Annotated in this window: 15 protein-coding genes; 8 read left to right on the top strand and 7 right to left on the bottom strand. The window is 65.0% G+C overall.

Annotation, left to right across the window (positions count from 1 at the left end; all coding sequences use genetic code 11):
• Nucleotides 1-758 precede the first annotated feature (758 nt).
• Nucleotides 759-1,751, top strand: coding sequence for a GlxA family transcriptional regulator (locus HHL14_RS28935; RefSeq protein WP_169501026.1), 993 nt, complete (start codon nucleotides 759-761; stop codon nucleotides 1,749-1,751).
• A 117-nt stretch (nucleotides 1,752-1,868) separates the two neighbouring features.
• Complete coding sequence (gene rfbC / locus HHL14_RS28930; protein WP_169501025.1) at nucleotides 1,869-2,420, top strand: dTDP-4-dehydrorhamnose 3,5-epimerase; 552 nt, start codon at nucleotides 1,869-1,871, stop codon at nucleotides 2,418-2,420.
• A 423-nt stretch (nucleotides 2,421-2,843) separates the two neighbouring features.
• Here the strand turns inward: rfbC and HHL14_RS28925 are convergent, their stop codons facing one another.
• Nucleotides 2,844-3,005 (bottom strand): DUF1328 domain-containing protein, encoded by a 162-nt coding sequence (locus HHL14_RS28925; protein ID WP_075643641.1) that lies wholly within the window; start codon nucleotides 3,003-3,005, stop codon nucleotides 2,844-2,846.
• A gap of 265 nt (nucleotides 3,006-3,270) precedes the next feature.
• Between HHL14_RS28925 and HHL14_RS28920 the strand changes: the two genes are divergently transcribed.
• Nucleotides 3,271-3,780: a DUF523 domain-containing protein gene (locus HHL14_RS28920; RefSeq protein WP_169501024.1), complete on the top strand. Its 510-nt coding sequence runs from the start codon at nucleotides 3,271-3,273 to the stop codon at nucleotides 3,778-3,780.
• A gap of 114 nt (nucleotides 3,781-3,894) precedes the next feature.
• Here the strand turns inward: HHL14_RS28920 and HHL14_RS28915 are convergent, their stop codons facing one another.
• Nucleotides 3,895-4,536 carry a LysE/ArgO family amino acid transporter gene (locus HHL14_RS28915; RefSeq protein WP_169501023.1) on the bottom strand — a complete coding sequence of 214 codons (642 nt, stop codon included), beginning with the start codon at nucleotides 4,534-4,536 and terminating at the stop codon, nucleotides 3,895-3,897.
• Between the two features lie 112 nt (nucleotides 4,537-4,648).
• Here HHL14_RS28915 and HHL14_RS28910 point away from each other — a divergent pair, with 112 nt between their 5' ends.
• Nucleotides 4,649-5,542 carry a LysR family transcriptional regulator ArgP gene (locus tag HHL14_RS28910; RefSeq protein WP_169501022.1) on the top strand — a complete coding sequence of 298 codons (894 nt, stop codon included), beginning with the start codon at nucleotides 4,649-4,651 and terminating at the stop codon, nucleotides 5,540-5,542.
• 107 nt (nucleotides 5,543-5,649) lie between these two features.
• Here the strand turns inward: HHL14_RS28910 and HHL14_RS28905 are convergent, their stop codons facing one another.
• Nucleotides 5,650-6,600: a LysR substrate-binding domain-containing protein gene (locus tag HHL14_RS28905; protein WP_169501021.1), complete on the bottom strand. Its 951-nt coding sequence runs from the start codon at nucleotides 6,598-6,600 to the stop codon at nucleotides 5,650-5,652.
• A 252-nt stretch (nucleotides 6,601-6,852) separates the two neighbouring features.
• Here HHL14_RS28905 and HHL14_RS28900 point away from each other — a divergent pair, with 252 nt between their 5' ends.
• Nucleotides 6,853-8,025, top strand: coding sequence for a M20 aminoacylase family protein (locus HHL14_RS28900; RefSeq protein ID WP_169501020.1), 1,173 nt, complete (start codon nucleotides 6,853-6,855; stop codon nucleotides 8,023-8,025).
• Nucleotides 8,026-8,139: 114 nt separating this feature from the next.
• Nucleotides 8,140-9,534 (top strand): MFS transporter, encoded by a 1,395-nt coding sequence (locus HHL14_RS28895; RefSeq protein ID WP_169501019.1) that lies wholly within the window; start codon nucleotides 8,140-8,142, stop codon nucleotides 9,532-9,534.
• Nucleotides 9,535-9,643: 109 nt separating this feature from the next.
• Here HHL14_RS28895 and HHL14_RS28890 read toward each other — a convergent pair whose 3' ends face one another.
• The 3 genes from HHL14_RS28890 to HHL14_RS28880 form a co-directional block, all read right to left on the bottom strand.
• Nucleotides 9,644-10,870 carry an NHL repeat-containing protein gene (locus HHL14_RS28890; protein ID WP_169501018.1) on the bottom strand — a complete coding sequence of 409 codons (1,227 nt, stop codon included), beginning with the start codon at nucleotides 10,868-10,870 and terminating at the stop codon, nucleotides 9,644-9,646.
• A 280-nt stretch (nucleotides 10,871-11,150) separates the two neighbouring features.
• Nucleotides 11,151-12,416 carry an MFS transporter gene (locus HHL14_RS28885; protein WP_169501017.1) on the bottom strand — a complete coding sequence of 422 codons (1,266 nt, stop codon included), beginning with the start codon at nucleotides 12,414-12,416 and terminating at the stop codon, nucleotides 11,151-11,153.
• Nucleotides 12,413-13,510 carry a PRC-barrel domain-containing protein gene (locus tag HHL14_RS28880; RefSeq protein WP_169501016.1) on the bottom strand — a complete coding sequence of 366 codons (1,098 nt, stop codon included), beginning with the start codon at nucleotides 13,508-13,510 and terminating at the stop codon, nucleotides 12,413-12,415. Before HHL14_RS28880 ends, HHL14_RS28885 begins: the two co-directional genes overlap by 4 nt.
• A gap of 434 nt (nucleotides 13,511-13,944) precedes the next feature.
• On the opposite strand from HHL14_RS28880, the gene HHL14_RS28875 reads away from it, so the two are divergent.
• Both HHL14_RS28875 and HHL14_RS28870 read left to right on the top strand, forming a co-directional pair.
• Nucleotides 13,945-15,342, top strand: coding sequence for an NCS2 family permease (locus HHL14_RS28875; RefSeq protein WP_169501015.1), 1,398 nt, complete (start codon nucleotides 13,945-13,947; stop codon nucleotides 15,340-15,342).
• A gap of 204 nt (nucleotides 15,343-15,546) precedes the next feature.
• Nucleotides 15,547-16,302 (top strand): DUF899 domain-containing protein, encoded by a 756-nt coding sequence (locus tag HHL14_RS28870; protein ID WP_169501014.1) that lies wholly within the window; start codon nucleotides 15,547-15,549, stop codon nucleotides 16,300-16,302.
• Between the two features lie 15 nt (nucleotides 16,303-16,317).
• On the opposite strand, the gene HHL14_RS28865 is transcribed toward HHL14_RS28870, so the two are convergent.
• The gene (locus HHL14_RS28865; RefSeq protein ID WP_169501013.1) at nucleotides 16,318-16,500 is read right to left on the bottom strand and encodes a hypothetical protein; all 183 of its coding nucleotides are present in this window, start codon (nucleotides 16,498-16,500) and stop codon (nucleotides 16,318-16,320) included.
• Between the last annotated feature and the right edge of the window lie 58 nt (nucleotides 16,501-16,558).

Raw genomic sequence — 16,558 nt, 5'->3', positions numbered from 1 at the left:
TGTCCGGCGGTTCGTCGCGTGTTCGTTATCCACTGCTTTGCGTTTCGCTGGTTCGACGTGTGTCCGTGTTGCAACCTCGCAGGTTGCAACACGGGCAACCGCATTTTTTCCGCTCGATTTGCTGCAACGCACTGAATTACCCTTTGCCTGAACCGTATCGGGCGGTGGTCCCATTTTAAATCATACGAATTAACGTGCCGATGTTTCAAAAACGAAACGTTTTTGAACGACCAATAAATCCGCATTCCGATATTAATTTGTAGCGCCGTATGAATATGTCGAAAATGCCGAATGCCGCAGCGTCTGAATTCCTGCTTTGCGAATAAAAACCGGTTTGATCCGTCATTATTTAGTCGTTTTATTTTTCATGTTTGAAACATTTTTTGATCGGCCATGAAAGTGGACGCCTGTGCTCGAATCAGAGCGCTTCGCATTCTCGGCAAGTGGCATGAATCCCGCAAACGGGCGATCAGTAAAGGCGTGGCGTGCGCGACGCCGCACCGTGCCGCGTCTGGCTGTGCAGCGCGGCGTGGTGACGGCATCCACTCATATCAAACGTCCAAAAAGGTTTTTCCTCAGACATTCCTTTTTTGATGAATTTTGCTTTTCAAATTTACTATATCGAACCATTCCGCTAACATCACGATTAATCCTTAAGCGGCGTTCGCCGTGGTTTCTGCCGTAATAAATTCATTCGCTCGTTCCTTCTGGTTACGGGGCATCGGGGTCCACAACGTATGAACGATTGGGGAAGGATCATGCCGCAAATGCACCTTGATACAGCGAGAATTACGTGGCTTCACACGCCAGCCTTGAACGTTCGTACTGCGGCGCGGCGAATTGGCATTCTGTTGTTTGACGGTTTCTGGCTGCTCGGTCCCGGCACCGTCGTCGAAATGTTTCAGAGCGCGAACGAGCTCGCGGGTACCCGAGCCGGCGAAGACCCGCCGTACGAAGTGCAATTTCTGTCGATGGACGGCGGCAATGTCACCAGTTCGTCGTTGGCGCGCATCTGGACCGAGCAGATCGACACGCGCTTCGGCGCCGGCTTCGACGTGCTGTTCATCGCGGGCGGCTACGGCGCACACGCGGCCGCGCGCGATGAACGGTTACTCACCTGGCTGCGCGGGGTGCAATCGCGCACCCGCGCGATCGAAACGATCGGCGAAGGCCGCATCGTGCTCGAAGCGGCCGGCCCGACCGAGCACGACGGCATGATGAATCGCTACCCGGCCGCGAGCGTCAGTGAAGGCGCGTTCGCGGCGGCGAGCGATCGCAACGACTGCGCGCGCAGCGCACTGATGTTCATCAAGCGCGATCTCGGCGCCGAACTCGCGCGCAGCGTCGCCGATCGCGTGATGCCGGGTATGGCCGCGACGTGGGTGCCGTTGCCGGCCGAGGGCGGCACGCTGAGCGTCGCCGAAAAAATCCGCGCGGCCGCGCGCTGGATGGAGGCGAACTGCGACCGCCCCGTTTCGGTCGCCGACGCCGCGCAGGTCGCGGCAATGAGCGAGCGCAATTTTCTGCGCCGCTTCAAGCACGAGATGCAGGTCACGCCGTCGGACTACCTGCTGCAGGTCAGGCTGCGCATCGCGTGCAATTTCCTCACCGAGACCGAGTTGCCGGTCGACAAGATCGCCCGCCGCAGCGGCACCGGCAACGGCGATCGTCTCGCGAAAATTTTCCGCAAGCGTATGGCCCTGTCGCCAACCGAATATCGCGCCCGTAGCCGGGCGGCCACCGAGGCGTAGCATGTCTGCATAGCGTGCGATCGGGCGCCCGCGCCGGCGGGCGCGCCTCGTTCGTGGGACGCGGTCGCGGTAGCGGCCGCATCTTCGCTGGCCAGCCTTTTTACGAGCACAGTGGCGATGGGCAACAAGGTCATGGCGACGGCATTGCCGGAGGTGAAACTCATCGAGCCGGAAGTGTTCGGCGACGAGTTCGGCTTCTGCTTCGAGAGTTTCAGCGCGGACGAATTCGCCGACGACGTCGCGCCCGGTTTCAATTTCGTGCAGGACCGCCATCTGCGCGCGGTGCGCGGCGTGCTGCGCGGCCTGCACTACCAGGTGCAGCGCCCGCAGGGGCGACTGCTGCGCGTCGTGCGCGGCGAGGTGTTCGATGTCGCGGTCGACGTGCGCCTCAATTCGCCGAATTTCGGTAAATGGAGCGGCGAATACCTGAGCGACGCGAACCAGCGACAGATCTGGGTGCCGCCTGGCTTCGCGCACGGCTTCGTCGTGCTGTCGGACGTCGCGGAATGCGTATGGAAGACCACCGAGTACTGGTTTCCCGAGCTCGAACGCTGCCTGCTGTGGTCCGATCCCGACATCGGTATCGAGTGGCCGATGGACTATCAGCCGATCCTCGGCAGCAAGGACGCGGCGGGGCGGCGCTTGTATGAGGCGGAGAATATCGCGTGATCGGTGTGGGCATCGCGGAAGCCAGTGCCGATGCCGGGGCGTTGATCGTTTATGTTTCGTAGCGCGAAGCGTGGCGGCCGATCGTCGCTCGCGGTCGTCGAGGCTGTCGTGTTTGCGGGCATTGGGACGTCACTCCGCGATCCATACCACCTTGTTCGATGCGTCGCCGCCACTCACGCATGCGATCGTATCGAACGGCGCATGCATCAGCAGTGGCACTAAAGGGTAGGGAGAAAGCCCGAGGTGTCGGCAACTATTGCAATACGGTGCGGCAACTATTGCAAAGGCGCTGTTGTCTCCATCGATACAGCACTCACTGAAAAAGCAGCGACGACGGCAAACGCCACCTCACGGTGGCGTTTGCCGTTACGCATCGGGAGATCATGATCGGCGTCGACATGACGCCGACGCCGCCTGCAACGGTCAGCGTCGGATGACGCCCATCAGCAGCGTGACCAGGAAGATCACGATAAAGATAAAGAACAGCACCTTGGCGATTTCGGTCGCTCCCGCGGCGATGCCGCCAAAGCCGAACACCGCGGCGATGATGGCGATGATGAAGAAAATGACAGCGTATCGAAGCATGGTGCCTCCACCGGTGGATTGTTGAAATAACGTTGGAACGGCGCCCCGCTGTGGACGTCGTGCGTCTTTACGGGCAAGATGCCGGCGATCGGAGTTCAGCAATAGGTGTGCCCACGATGATCTCGGTCGATTTGATTCGTCATGCCAATTTGAGCGTCCCGGTGGTCAGGTGGCGCTCGCGGAAAGGTCTCGCTGGGGCCAGGACCTCGCATGTCTTTCCCGTCGTCGTTGCCGCCACCGCCGCGCCGCGAGCGCGCTCATCCCCATGTTGAAGATTCTGTTCAGCGCGTGCCTCGCCGGCCAGCCCGTGCGCTATAACGGCGCAGCTAAGACGGTCGGCGACGCATGGCTCGCGCGATGGCGCGACGAAGGCCGTCTGGTGATCGTCTGTCCGGAAGTGGCCGCCGGTCTGCCGACGCCGAGGCCCGCCGCGGAAATCGCGCTACGCCGTAGCGGTGCCGACGTGCTCGCGCATAACGCGGTGATTACCGACAACACCGGCACGGACGTGAGCGCGCTGTTCGTAGCCGGTGCATGGCATGCGTTGCGGCGCGCGCAAGCGGAAGGTTGTCGCTATGCGCTGCTCGCCGACGGCAGTCCGTCATGCGGCAGCAGCTTCATCTACGACGGCAGTTTTAGCGGCGTGAAGCATACGGCGGCCGGTGTCACGGCGACGCTGCTGACGCAGCACGGCATTCGCGTATTTGCCGAAACGCAGATCGGCGAGTTGGCCGCTGCGATTGCGCGAGAAGAGCGAGAAGAGGGCGGAGCGTGACGTGTCGCCGCGCAAGGTTCGCGGCGGGCCCCAAAAAACGTGAAGATCGACTGAAGCCTGATTCGGATCGCGCGGGCCGTCACGCCTTGCCGCGTGACGGCCCGGATCGCAGAGTCAGCGCAACTGCGTGACCGCCAGCAGCAACACCATGCTGCCGATCGCGCCATCCAGCACACGCCACGCGGTCGCGCGGCGAAACAGCGGGGCGAGCAGGCGCGCGCCATAACCGATACCGACGAACCACACTGCGCTGACGACCATCGCGCCGAGCGCGAACGCGACCCGTGCGCCTTCCGGCTCGCGCGCACCGGCCGTGCCGATCAGCAGAAACGTGTCCAGGTAGACGTGCGGATTGAGCCACGTGAACGCGAGCGTCATCAGGACGATCGGCAACGCCCGTTGCGCGGCGGGCGCATTATGAGCCGCGTCGTCGGCTGACTCGTTTGCCGAGCCGTCGAGCACCGCATGCCCCGGGCGCACCGCGCGACGCAGCGCGTTGATGCCGAACCACGCGAGATACGCGAGGCCGACGTAGAGCATCGCGTGCACGAAGCGCGGATAGCGCTCCATCAGCACCGCCGCGCCGCCGACGCCGGCGCCGATCAGGATGAAATCCGATAGCGTGCACAGCAGCACGATCTTGCCGACGTGCGAGCGCATGATGCCCTGGCGCAGCACGAACGCATTCTGTGCGCCGATGGTCACGATCAGCGATGCGCACAACGCGGCGCCATGGGAAAAAGACAACCAGTTCATAAGCGGTCCGAAAAACGAAAAGGGGATGGACGGGGACAACCGATGACGCTAGTCTGCGGGCTGGCGGCTCATAAGAGAAGCTAATTTACTTAACGTCGATTAAGGAACGCTAATGCTCGACTATGCGCTGCTCGACGCGCTGGCCGCCGTGGTCCGCCACGGTTCGTTCGACCGCGCCGCGAGCGAGCTCAATATCACGCCGTCGGCGGTGTCGCAGCGGGTCAAGCTGCTGGAGGAGCGGGTCGGCAGCGTGCTCGTGAAGCGCGGCCAGCCGTGCGTCGCGACGACCTCGGGCGCGCTGCTGTGCCGCCATACCGAACGCGTGCAACTGCTCGAAGCGGAGTTGAACGGCCGTCTGCCGGCGTTGCCCGGCGCGCTGGTCGAGTCGTGGCCGACGCTGCGCGTGGCTGTGAACGACGACAGCGTCGGCACCTGGTTCATCGATGCGGTCGCGCCGTTCTGCGTCGAACGCGAGATGCTGCTCGACCTCGTGGTCGACGATCAGGACCACACCGCGCAGCGGATTCGCGACGGCAGCGTGCAGGGCGCGATCACCACCCAGGCCGAGCCGGTGCAGGGCTGCCGCTCGGTGCGGCTCGGCCGCATGCGCTATCTGGCGGTCTGTTCGGCGGAGTTTCAGGCGCGCTATTTCGCCGACGGCGTCACGCGCGACAGCCTGCGCCGCACCCCTTGCGTCGATTTCAATCCGAAGGACCAGTTGCAGAAGCGCTTCATGCGGCGCGTCACGCGCGCGGAACTCGATCCGCCGCTGCACTGGATTCCGCACGTCGCCGGTTTCTTGCGCGCGTGCGTGACCGGGCTCGGCTGGGGCATGTGCCCCGAACGGATGATCGCCGGACATCTGGCGAGCGGCGAACTGGTCGAGATCGCGCCGGGCAAGCATATCGACGTCGATCTGTACTGGCAGAGCTGGCGGCTGTCGATCGGCTGGCTCGACGATTTCAGCGCGATGCTGAGAAAGCGCGCGAGCGAGTTTCTGGATTGACGGGTGGAGTGGGCGGGGTGGATTGGGCGGCACGCCGCCCGGTTGGCCCATCCGCTTGCCGACCCGTTAGCGGAGAAGCGAGGCCAGGCGGGACGCCGGCCGCGCCGTCATAGCAACAATTCGATCGAATGAAACAGGCGCTTCTGCTCCGGATCCTGCGAGCGCGCGCCTTTGTCGATCGTCTCGCGCAGGCAGTCGAGAAAATACGCGGCCGCAGGGCTCATCGGCGTGCCGCGCCGTGACGTGATGCTGACGATCGTTTCGTCGACGGTTTCGCGCAGCGGCAACGCCCAGAGGTTTTCTTTCGCGAGCATGACCTCGACGAGCGGCCACGGAAAAATGCTCAGCATGTCGGTCTGCGCGAGCAGGCCGAGCACGATCGACAGCGAATGCGCGAGCAGGATCGTGCGCGGCACGCGCATGCCGCGTCGGCGGAACAGGTTGTCTGCCATCGACTCGCGGCTCGCGGTATCCCAGTTCAACGCCCACTCGGCGTCTTCGAGTTCATGCAGCGAGCGACAACCGGCCTTCGGATGATCGCGCCGCGCGACCACCGCCGAATGCGTCGAGAACAGCGGCACGTTGTGAAACTCCGATTGCGGCGACGCGGGCGCCGGCCGGCCGATCGAAAAATCCAGGCTGCCGTCGCGCAGACGCGGCTGCACGACCGCGAGCAGACCCTCGAAGAATTCCAGCTGCACGTCCGGCATGCGTTCGCGAAAGCGCTGCACGGCGGGCGGCAGAAACGTCAGCGCGACCCATGGCGTGACGCCGATCGACAGCTTGCCGGCGGCGCCGCCGCGCAGCGACTCGATCTCCGCCTGAGCACGCTGCAATTGACCGAGCACGAGCCGCGCATGCACGACGAGCGCGCGACCGAACTCGGTGAACGCGACGCCGCTCGCGCCACGCACGATCAGCGGTGCGTGCAGATCGGCTTCGAGCTCGCGCATCGCCTTGGTGACGGCGGCCGGCGACAGGCCCAGCGAGCGTGCTGCCGCCCGGATACTTCCGGTATCCGCGATGGCCACCAGGGTATTGAGTTGATGCAGTTTCATCGAATCGGGCTGCCTGGGAGTGGCAACCAATGGTTGCTGGCGAAACGATTCTACGCCTGCCGCTTGAATATTAACGTGGCTATGCTGGGTTCGGGATCAACGCATGGTCGGACTAGGCGCCGAGGCGCCTAGTCCGACCGATTGTTTTACATGGGACCGGACTAAGCGCTAAAGCGCCAAGTCCCACCGACCGCTTTGCATGGGACCGGACTAGGCGCTGAAGCGCCTAGTCCGGTCGACAGGAGACGACACGTGAACACCATGGCCATTCCGGCGGGCATCGCCGAAGTCGAACAGGAAATGATCGAGCTGCGCCGCCGCATCCACGCGCAGCCGGAACTCGCGTACGAGGAATTCGCGACCGGCGATCTGGTCGCCGAGCGGCTCACCGAGTGGGGCTACACGGTACACCGCGGCATGGGACAGACCGGCGTGGTCGGGCAACTGAAGCTCGGCAACGGCACGCGCCGGCTCGGACTGCGCGCCGACATGGACGCGCTGCCGATCCACGAAAACACCGGCTTGCCCTATGCGAGCAAGGTGCCCGGCAAGATGCACGCATGCGGCCACGATGGCCATACCGCGATGCTGCTTGCCGCGGCCAAACACCTTGCACAAGAGAAAAACTTCGACGGCACGCTGAATCTGATTTTCCAGCCGGCCGAGGAGGGTCTCGCCGGCGCGAAGAAAATGCTCGAAGACGGCCTGTTCGAACAGTTTCCGTGCGACGCGGTGTTCGCGATGCACAACATGCCGGGACATCCGACGGGCAAGTTCGGCTTTCTGCCGGGCTCGTTCATGGCGTCGTCGGATACGGTCGTCATCAAGGTGACCGGGCGCGGCGGCCATGGCGCGGTGCCGCACAAGGCGGTCGATCCGGTCGTCGTGTGCGCGCAGATCGTGCTGGCATTGCAGGCCATCGTGTCGCGCAACATCGCGCCGCTCGATATGGCGATCATCACGGTCGGCGCGATCCATGCGGGCGACGCGCCCAACGTAATTCCCGAAACCGCCGAGATGCGCCTGTCGGTGCGCGCGCTGCGTCCCGAAGTGCGCGACCATCTGCAGGAGCGCATCACCGCGGTCGCGACCGGCCAGGCGGCGGTGTTCGGCGCGCGCGCGGAGGTCGACTATCAGCGTCGCTATCCGGTGCTCGTCAACGATACCGGCATGACCGCGCTCGCGCGTCAGGTCGCGCTCGACTGGCTCGGCGAAGACGGCCTGATCCACGACATGCAGCCGCTCACCGGCAGCGAGGACTTCGCGTTCCTGCTCGAGAAGTGTCCGGGCAGCTATCTGATCATCGGCAATGGCGACGGCGAGGGCGGCTGCATGGTCCACAACCCGGGCTACGACTTCAACGACGCGTGCCTCGCGACCGGTGCGGCTTACTGGGTCAAGCTCGCGCAGACGTTCCTGGTTTGAAGCTGACGGCGCGCGCCGCACGCGCGGACGCGCGCATCGACATGCGGGTCGACGCTCATGCAGATACACGAGCCGACCTGCGCGTCTCGCCGCAAGCACACGATGGAGACACAGATGGACTATTCCGCCACACCGCAGTCCGCCGCTGCCGCCGCGCAGCCTGAAAAACGCGTCAGCCACGCGAAGGCGATCGCCGCGATCACGCTCGGCAACGGTCTCGAATTCTTCGACTTCACGATCTACAGCTTCTTCGCGACGATCATCGGCAAGCTGTTTTTCCCGGTCGAAGGCCAGCTCGTGCAACTGATGCTCGCGGTCGGCACGTTCGGCGTCGGTTTCATCATGCGGCCGGTGGGCGGCGTGATTCTCGGCGGCTACGCGGACCGCGCGGGCCGCAAGGCCGCGATGAGCCTGACGCTGTGGCTGATGACGCTCGGCTCGGCGATCATCGCGTTCGCACCGACCTATGCGGCGATCGGCGTCGCCGCGCCGTTGCTGATCATCCTCGCGCGACTGATCCAGGGCTTCGCGCTGGGCGGCGAGGTGGGCGCATCGACGGCGCTGCTGCTCGAATACGGCAGCGACCGCACGCGCGGCTTCTACGGCAGCTGGCAGTTCGTGAGCCAGGGCGCGAATACGGTGGTCGGGTCGCTGCTCGGCGTCGCGCTCGCGTCGATGCTGTCGACGGCCGCGTTAGAAAGCTGGGGCTGGCGCGTGCCGTTCGTGATCGGCATGGCGATGGGGCCGATCGGCGTCTATATCCGGCGGCATCTCGACGAGACCCTGCCGGGTGTCGAGGATGGCGCAGCGAGCGCGCAGGGCGCGGCGGCGACGGTCTCCAGCTCCGGCTCGCCGACGACGTCGCAGCCGGTTCCGAACCCCGCCGGACAACCCGCATCGATGCCCGCGCGCAAGCTGTTTCGCGACCACCGCCGCTCGATCACGGCCGGCGTACTGACGACGATCGGTGGCACCGCGGCGAACTACATCGTGCTGTTCTATCTGTCGACCTACGCGATCCGTATCCTGCATCTGCCGATGGCATCGGCGTTGTGGGCGGCGTGGACCGGCGCGGTGGTCACGGTGATCTGCTCGCCGTTCGCGGGCAGGCTGTCCGACCGGGTGGGGCGCAAGCCCGTGCTGTGGGTGTCGCGCGTGCTGCTGATTTTTGCGGTCTATCCCGCCTTCATGGTGATCAACGCAACGCCGACGGTGCCCGTGCTGCTCGCGGTGGTCGCCGGTCTCGCGGTGCTCGTCACGTTCACGGCGGTGCCCAATATCGTGATGCTGCCGGAGCTGTTTCCACGCGCGATCCGCGCGACTGGCATGTCGATCGTCTACTGCCTCGGCGTGTCGATTTTCGGCGGCTTCGCGCAGTTCTTCGCGACGTGGCTGATCTCGATGACCGGCAGCAATCTTGCGCCGGCGTGGTATCTGATCGGTTGCAGCGTGGTGTCGCTGCTGCCGTTGCCGTGGATGCGCGATATGGCGGGTAAGCCGATTGATTGAAGCAGAGGGCGATGGCGGTAGGCCAAAAAAAGAGGCGCGATCGTTTTGATCGCGCCTCTTTGGCTATCTGGCACGCGGCGTCAGAACGGACGCCGCGCTTCACTCACGATCAGTTATCGGGGAACGTGATCTTGAAGATCTGCGCGCCGATGCCGCGCGTTCCGGCATAAAGGTTACCGGCACTGTCGGTGGCCAGCGACGTAATGACATCCGTCGTGTTCGGGAACGGATACGAAACGACGCTGCCGTCGCTGGCAATCCGGGCGATCACTGCCGCACCCGAGGTGTAGATGTTCCCCGACTTGTCGACGGCGATCGTCGCGCCGTTGACCGTCACTGGCAACTGGCTGGCGATCGTCGTGACCGTGCCGTCCGGTGCAATTTTTCGAACCGTGCCGAGGCTCTTCACATAGAGGTTGTCGTTGCTGTCGATGGCAAGATCGGCCGACGTAGAGAGCGTGAACGTCGCGCTCGTGCCGACCCCATCCTGATTGCCGGCAGTGCCGCTGCCTGCGAAAACCGACCAGCTGTTGCTACCGACGTCAAACTTCACGATACGGTTGTTCACCACGTCCGCCTGGAACAGCGCCCCTTTGCTGTCGATCACGACACCGCCATAGCCTTCCGACGGATTGGCACTCGCGCTTTCCCACTGCGGGAACAATGGCTTGTACACGCCGGCAGCCGAGAACTCCTGAAGCAACGCCGCCCATATGACTGGCGAGCCTGAAGTGACCAATAGGTCTCCCGATCCATAAATGTTGCCGGACGGGTCGACTGCGACCCCGTCCCAGGAGCCTTGAGTCGTCAATGTCGTGACCACCCCCGATTGCGTAACCTTCCGAAGGCTGCCTCGATCGGACAGAACGACGTTTCCAGATGCGTCCAACGCGAGATGGCCACCGCCCCAGAAAATGGCGGCGGCTCCCGTTCCGTCGACAGGTGCCGCGCTCGTGCTCGCCGAACCGGCGAGGCTGGTAACCGACAATGCGGACGTCGAAAGACCGCTGCCGGTCGACTGCCCAGTCGTGACGACATTGTTCGCCGGGCCTGTCGCACTGGCGGGCACGATGACTAGTGCGCCCGCTTGCGTAAACACGGTGTTCGATGAACCGTTAATCGTAATGGTCGTGCCGTTCGGCGCGGTAACGGTCGTGCCGGAAGGCACATAGACGGACGTGTTGGCCGCGAGGGTCTTGCTGGAACCTGCCGCCAGCGAAACAGGCGACGTCGAAGCGGTGCTCGAACTCGACCCCGAACTGCCGGAGCCGCCTCCACAAGCGCCTAACAATACGCTGCACCACACCACGACGACCGCACGTAGAAAAATCCGCATGTGTTATTCCCCGATTCTAATAATTCTGGACGCAGCGACGGGCCGTGCCGGCTTTCGTCGCCTTACCCTATGGTTCTTTGATATGCAAAGCGCGAGTACAACAGCGTGACGAGACCCGCCATTCTGGCTACCTGGTGCATCCCTGGCAAGTCATCAGCTATTACGCATAGTGAAGATGGCCGGTGCGTTGCCAGACTTAGCCTCCTACATAGACAAGCTGCTCACGACGTGATCCGACGCCAACGATCAGACCACGCCCCGGCTTATCAGCTCACCCGTCTCACCGCGCCGTCGATTTCCCACCTTGCGTCACCGCCGCCCCATCCCCATTGCCGTCGCTGGCCGGCGCATCGCGCGTCTCGGGCATCGCGGCCCATACCAGCAGCACCGCGAGCGCGCCCGCTGCCGCGAGGCAGAAGAAGCTCACCGCATTGCCGAAATGATCGGCGACGAAGCCGGCCGCGGTCGTGCTGAGCGTCGCGCCGATCCCGGCCGCCAGTCCGAACAGACCGATGCACAGGTTGTAGCGGCCCTTGTCGCCGGCGACGTCGGCGGCGATCAGCGGCAGCATCACGCCGAACACGGCGGCGCTCAGGCCGTCGAGCATCTGCACCGGCACCAGCAGATACGGGCTGCTGATCCCCGCGAACAGCAGCGCACGGATCGGCAGCGCGGAGAAGCCGAGCAGCAGGATCGGCCGACGGCCCCAGCGTTCGGCTGAGCGGCCGACCCACGGCGACATCATCGCGACGATCGCCTGCGGCACGATGATGCACGCGGCGATCACCAGCTGCACGTTGTCGCCCATGCCGGCCGTCACTTCGCCGGCGGCGAGATTCAGCATCGCCGCGTTCGACAGATGGAACAGCACGATGCACGCGGCGAACAGCAGCAGACGCCGGTCGCGCAGCAGCTCGCGCAGGCTCTCGCGCCGTTCCAGCTGCTCGGGCGTGGGTGCTGCGCGCGGCAGCTCGATCGTGTCGGTGCGCTGGATCATCGACAGCGCGATCAGCGCCGGTAGCGCGAGCCCCGCGGTCAGAAAGAACACCGCGCGCGGCGAGTAGTACTCGCCAAAGAGACCCATCAGACCGGCCGCGACCGCGCTGCCGATCGATGCCCACCGCGCGTTGCGGCCGAGCCGGTCGCCGAGATTCGCGCGTCCGACCAGTGCGAACGAGATCGCGGCGAGCGCCGGCGTCAGCATGCAGCTCGCGAAGCCGTGGAACACCTCGGCGGCGATCACCGGCAGCACGGTCGGGCTGACCGCGAGCAGCAGCGCGCTCAGGATGATCGCGATGATCGCCCACGCGGCGGCGCCTTTCTTGTTGCGCAGCGCGTCGACCGCGGCGCCGCCCGGCACCTGGCTGACCATCGCGCTGATCGTGCCGACCGACAGCACCATACCGATCTCGCCCTGGGTCCATTTATGCGACGCGAGATACGACGCGATGAACGGCCCGAAGCCGGTCTGCACATTGGCGACGAAGAAGTTCAGCCAATCGAGCGCGCGCAGACTTCGCGCCGTGACTACCGTGCGGACCGTCATCGGACCGCCCGTGCGTTGGAGACCGTCACTGCGGTCGAGCCGGGCGGCGCCGCATTCGCCGACCCACCGGCCGACGCGCCCGGCGCGGACGCGGCGGGCACCGCGGAGGCGGCGGGCGTCGGCGCCGGGCCGGGCGACACCGCGCGGATCGGTTTATCGGCGGCGTAGGGCGGCGTCGCGTTGATCTGCGCATCGCTCAGTTCGAGCAGCGGATGCAGTTCCTTGTCGCGCGTGACGAAGTGCAGCGCCGACCAGTTCGCGGCGATCGTGCGACGCTCGGTGCTGACCATCCCGCTGACGTCGAGCACCACCGCCTGCGGCTGCGCATTGCCGTCGATCAGCACGTCGACCACCCGGCCGACCTTCGCGCCGTTCGCGCGCTCGACGGTCGCATCGAGCATCGGCAGTTGCGGCGCGTTCGTCTTGTTCGGGGCGGCCGGCACCGCGCCCGCGTTCAGCGTGATCGGCGCAGCCTTCACGCTCGGCGTGAAGCGGAACGCACTCCACGGGAAGTTCACCTTGCGGTCGCCGACGCCGAGAAAGCCCTGCAGATTGACGACCATCTCGAGCGGCTTGCCGCCTGCGTCGGCGATCATGTCGACCGCGCGGCCGACCGGCTTGCCATCGGGCTTCTGCACCTGACTGTCGAGCAGCGTGTGGGCGGCGTTGCGATCGATCGCGCGCAGCAGGATCAGTTGTCGTGGCGCGGGCGGCGGCGGGGGCGGCGGCGGCGCGGCGACGGCCGGCGCCGGTTCGACCCGGCGCGGTTTGACGACAGGTTTTTTCGGTTTCTTCGGCTGCTCCGGCTCGTTCGCGGTTTCGGCCGGCTCCGGCGCGGATGCCGCGGCCGGCGCGCTGGCCGGCTCGACCGGCATCACCGTCGCATCGACGATCGGGGCCTGCTGGTTGCCCCACAGCATGCTGCTGCAACCGGACAGCGCCGCGAACGCGAGCAGCGCGGCGAGTGCCGCGAGCACGCGCGCGACACGCAACAGCGCGTGCAGCTCGAATGATTCGAACGAGGGACGCGCCGCGATCGACGCGATCGATGCGATCGGCAAGCGCCGGACAGGACGCGGAAAACCGCCAGTCATCGGGAAAAGCTCCACGTAGCAGGTGCGGGCGAGCGCGATGAGCCGCCGCGGTTGGATGAGGTACGGCCCAGAGTTTAACCCGCACGGCCACGCGGACCGGGTTTCGCGCGCGCCTCGGCGCCCTCGCGCTGCACGTTGCGTGCCCGCCGCCGGCCTTACCGGTCGGTTTTCGGCGCGCTTTCGGCCCACTTCGCGGCCGCCCGAATCCCGTAGGTGTAAACGCGCGGCGCGCCGACGCGCTTTGGCGTCGTGCCAAAGATATACGTCGGGCGATATGTCCGGCATGCCATTCATGCGATTGGACGCATATTTGTCTTCACCTACATTGCGACTCAGAAAAGCGCATTTCCCATTCAATAAACCCACGAGACAACCCTGACGACGGCCGCGCCGACCGCAGCCGTTTCAGCATGCTGATAAAGGAGGCACTCATCATGATGGAACCCCAGGCTCTCGCGACTTCCGAAGTCGCGAGCGAATCGTTCGACACCGAATCAAGCGCCGGCAAAGGCTTTCTCGACCGTTACTTCGACATCTCCGCGCGCGGCAGCACGCAGCGCCAGGAGATCGTCGCCGGCATTACGACTTTTCTCGCGATGGTCTATTCCGTGTTCGTCGTGCCGGGCATGTTCGGCAAGGCGGGCTTCGACACCAGCGCGGTGTTCGTCGCGGTGTGCCTGACCACCGCGTTCGGCTCGCTGCTGATGGGCGTGTGGGCGCGTCTGCCGATCGCGATCGGCTGCGCGATCTCGCTGACCGCGTTCACCGCGTTCGGACTCGTGCTCGGCAAGGGCCTGCACCCGAGCGTCGCGCTCGGCGCGGTGTTCCTGATGGGCGTCGTGTTCACCGCGATTTCGGTGACCGGCGTGCGCGCGTGGATCCTGCGCAATCTGCCGACCGGCATCGCGCACGGCACCGGTATCGGTATCGGCCTGTTTCTGCTGCTGATCGCCGCGAACGACGTCGGCCTCGTCGTGAAGAATCCGGGCGCCGGCTTGCCGGTGTCGCTTGGGGCGATTACCGCGTTGCCGGCGTTGATGTCGGTGGCGGGGCTCGCGGCGATTTTCGGGCTGGTGCGGCGGCGCGTGCCGGGCTCGATCCTGATCGTGATCATCGCGATTTCGGCGATCGGACTCGTGATCGATCCGGCCGTCGCGTTTCACGGCGTGTTCGCGGTGCCGTCGCTCGCGGCGCCGGGCCATGCGTCGCTGATCGGCGCGATGGACGTGAAGGGCGCGCTGTCGATGGCTGTGCTGCCGAGCGTGCTCGCGCTGGTGATGACTGCGGTATTCGACGCGACCGGCACGATTCGCGCGGTCGCGGGGCAGGCGGGGCAGCTCGATGCGGACGGTCGCATCATCAACGGCGGCCGCGCGCTGACCGCCGATTCGTTGAGCTCGATCTTCTCGGGCCTGCTCGGCGGCGCGCCGGCCGCCGCGTATATCGAATCGACGGTCGGTGTCGCGGCGGGCGCGAAGACCGGGATGGCGGCGGCGGTGGTCGGTCTGCTGTTTCTGGTGGTGATGTTCTTCTCGCCGCTCGCCGCGCTGGTGCCTTCGTATGCGACCGCGCCGGCGCTGATGTACGTCGGCCTGCTGATGTTGTCGAACGTCAGCAAGCTGCATATGGACGACATGGTCGACGCGATGGCCGGGCTCGTGTGCGCGGTGTTCATCGTGCTGACCGCCAACATCGTGACCGGCATCATGCTCGGCTTCGCGACGCTGGTGATCGGGCGCGTGGTGAGCGGCGAGTATCGCAAGCTCAACGTCGGCACTGTGGCGATCGCGGTGGTGCTGGTGGGCTTCTATCTCGGCGGCTGGGCGATCTGAGTTTGCGCGGCGTGCTACGGCGTGTCGTGCTGTTGCGTGCCGCGGCGAGTTCGCGTGGGCTCGCGCGGACTTGCGGAATCTGCGTACCTGTCCTTGACTTTCGTGTGAGCGCGCCGGAATTCGCGCTGTTCGTCGGGGGCGACGACACGCTGCCCGGCGCATGTCGTCAGATCAGGCCTGCCTCGCGCAGGAAAGGAGCCGCAGATGGAACCGCAACACCGCATCGGAACCCGCGAAGCGTGGCTGGCCGCGAGCCGCGCGCTGCTCGCCGAGGAAAAAGCGCATATGCGCGCCGGCGACGAACTCGCGCGCAAGCGTCGCGAGCTGCCATGGGTCAAGGTCGACAAGACCTATACGTTCGAGACGCCGCAGGGCCGCAAGACGCTCGCCGAACTGTTCGATGGCCGCAGCCAGCTGATCGTCTATCACTTCATGATGGGACCGGACTGGGAAGAGGGTTGCGTCGGCTGCTCGTTCCTGTCGGACCATATGGTCGGCATCGTCACGCATCTCGAACATCACGACGTCAGCTACGTGACGGTGTCGCACGCGCCGCTCGCGAAGATCGAGGCTTTCAAAAAGCGCATGGGCTGGACGTTTCCGTGGGTGTCGTCGAGCGGCAGCGATTTCAATTTCGACTACCACGTGTCGTTCACGCCCGAGCAACTGGCGAGTAAAAAGGCGTTCTACAACTTCACCGAGCAGGATGTCGGCATCGACGAACAGCACGGTCACAGCGTGTTCTACCGGGATGACAACGGCGACGTGTATCACACGTACTCATGCTACGGTCGCGGCGACGAGCGCTTCATCAACACCTACGCGCATCTGGACGTGACGCCGAAAGGGCGTAACGAGGCCAGCAATCTGACCGACTGGGTCAGGCATCACGACCGGTATGAGGACAGCGCGCGCGGTGGGTGCGCGGCGTGCGGCGAGTGGGAAACAGCGGGGCGGTAACGGCGCGGCAGCGCGCTACAGCGCCATCTCGAACGCGGGCTTCAGGAACATTTCCATTGCCATCACGATGAGGCCCATCGCGGCGGCGGCGAGTGTCAATACACCGTATTCGTCATAGCGCGTGTCGTACAGGCACGCGATAACGAACAGAATCGCCAGCAGGTTGGTCAGCCAGTCGAAATTCAGCGCAAAGGTCATCGATCGGATTCGGGCTCGGGGGCGACGGTCGTGCGACGGTGCTGATCGCACGCTCAGG

The organism is Paraburkholderia antibiotica (assembly GCF_012927125.1).
Taxonomy (GTDB): Bacteria; Pseudomonadota; Gammaproteobacteria; order Burkholderiales; family Burkholderiaceae; genus Paraburkholderia; species Paraburkholderia antibiotica.
The sequence above is the reverse complement of the archived record's forward strand: the minus strand, read 5'-3'. Positions and strand labels throughout refer to the sequence as shown.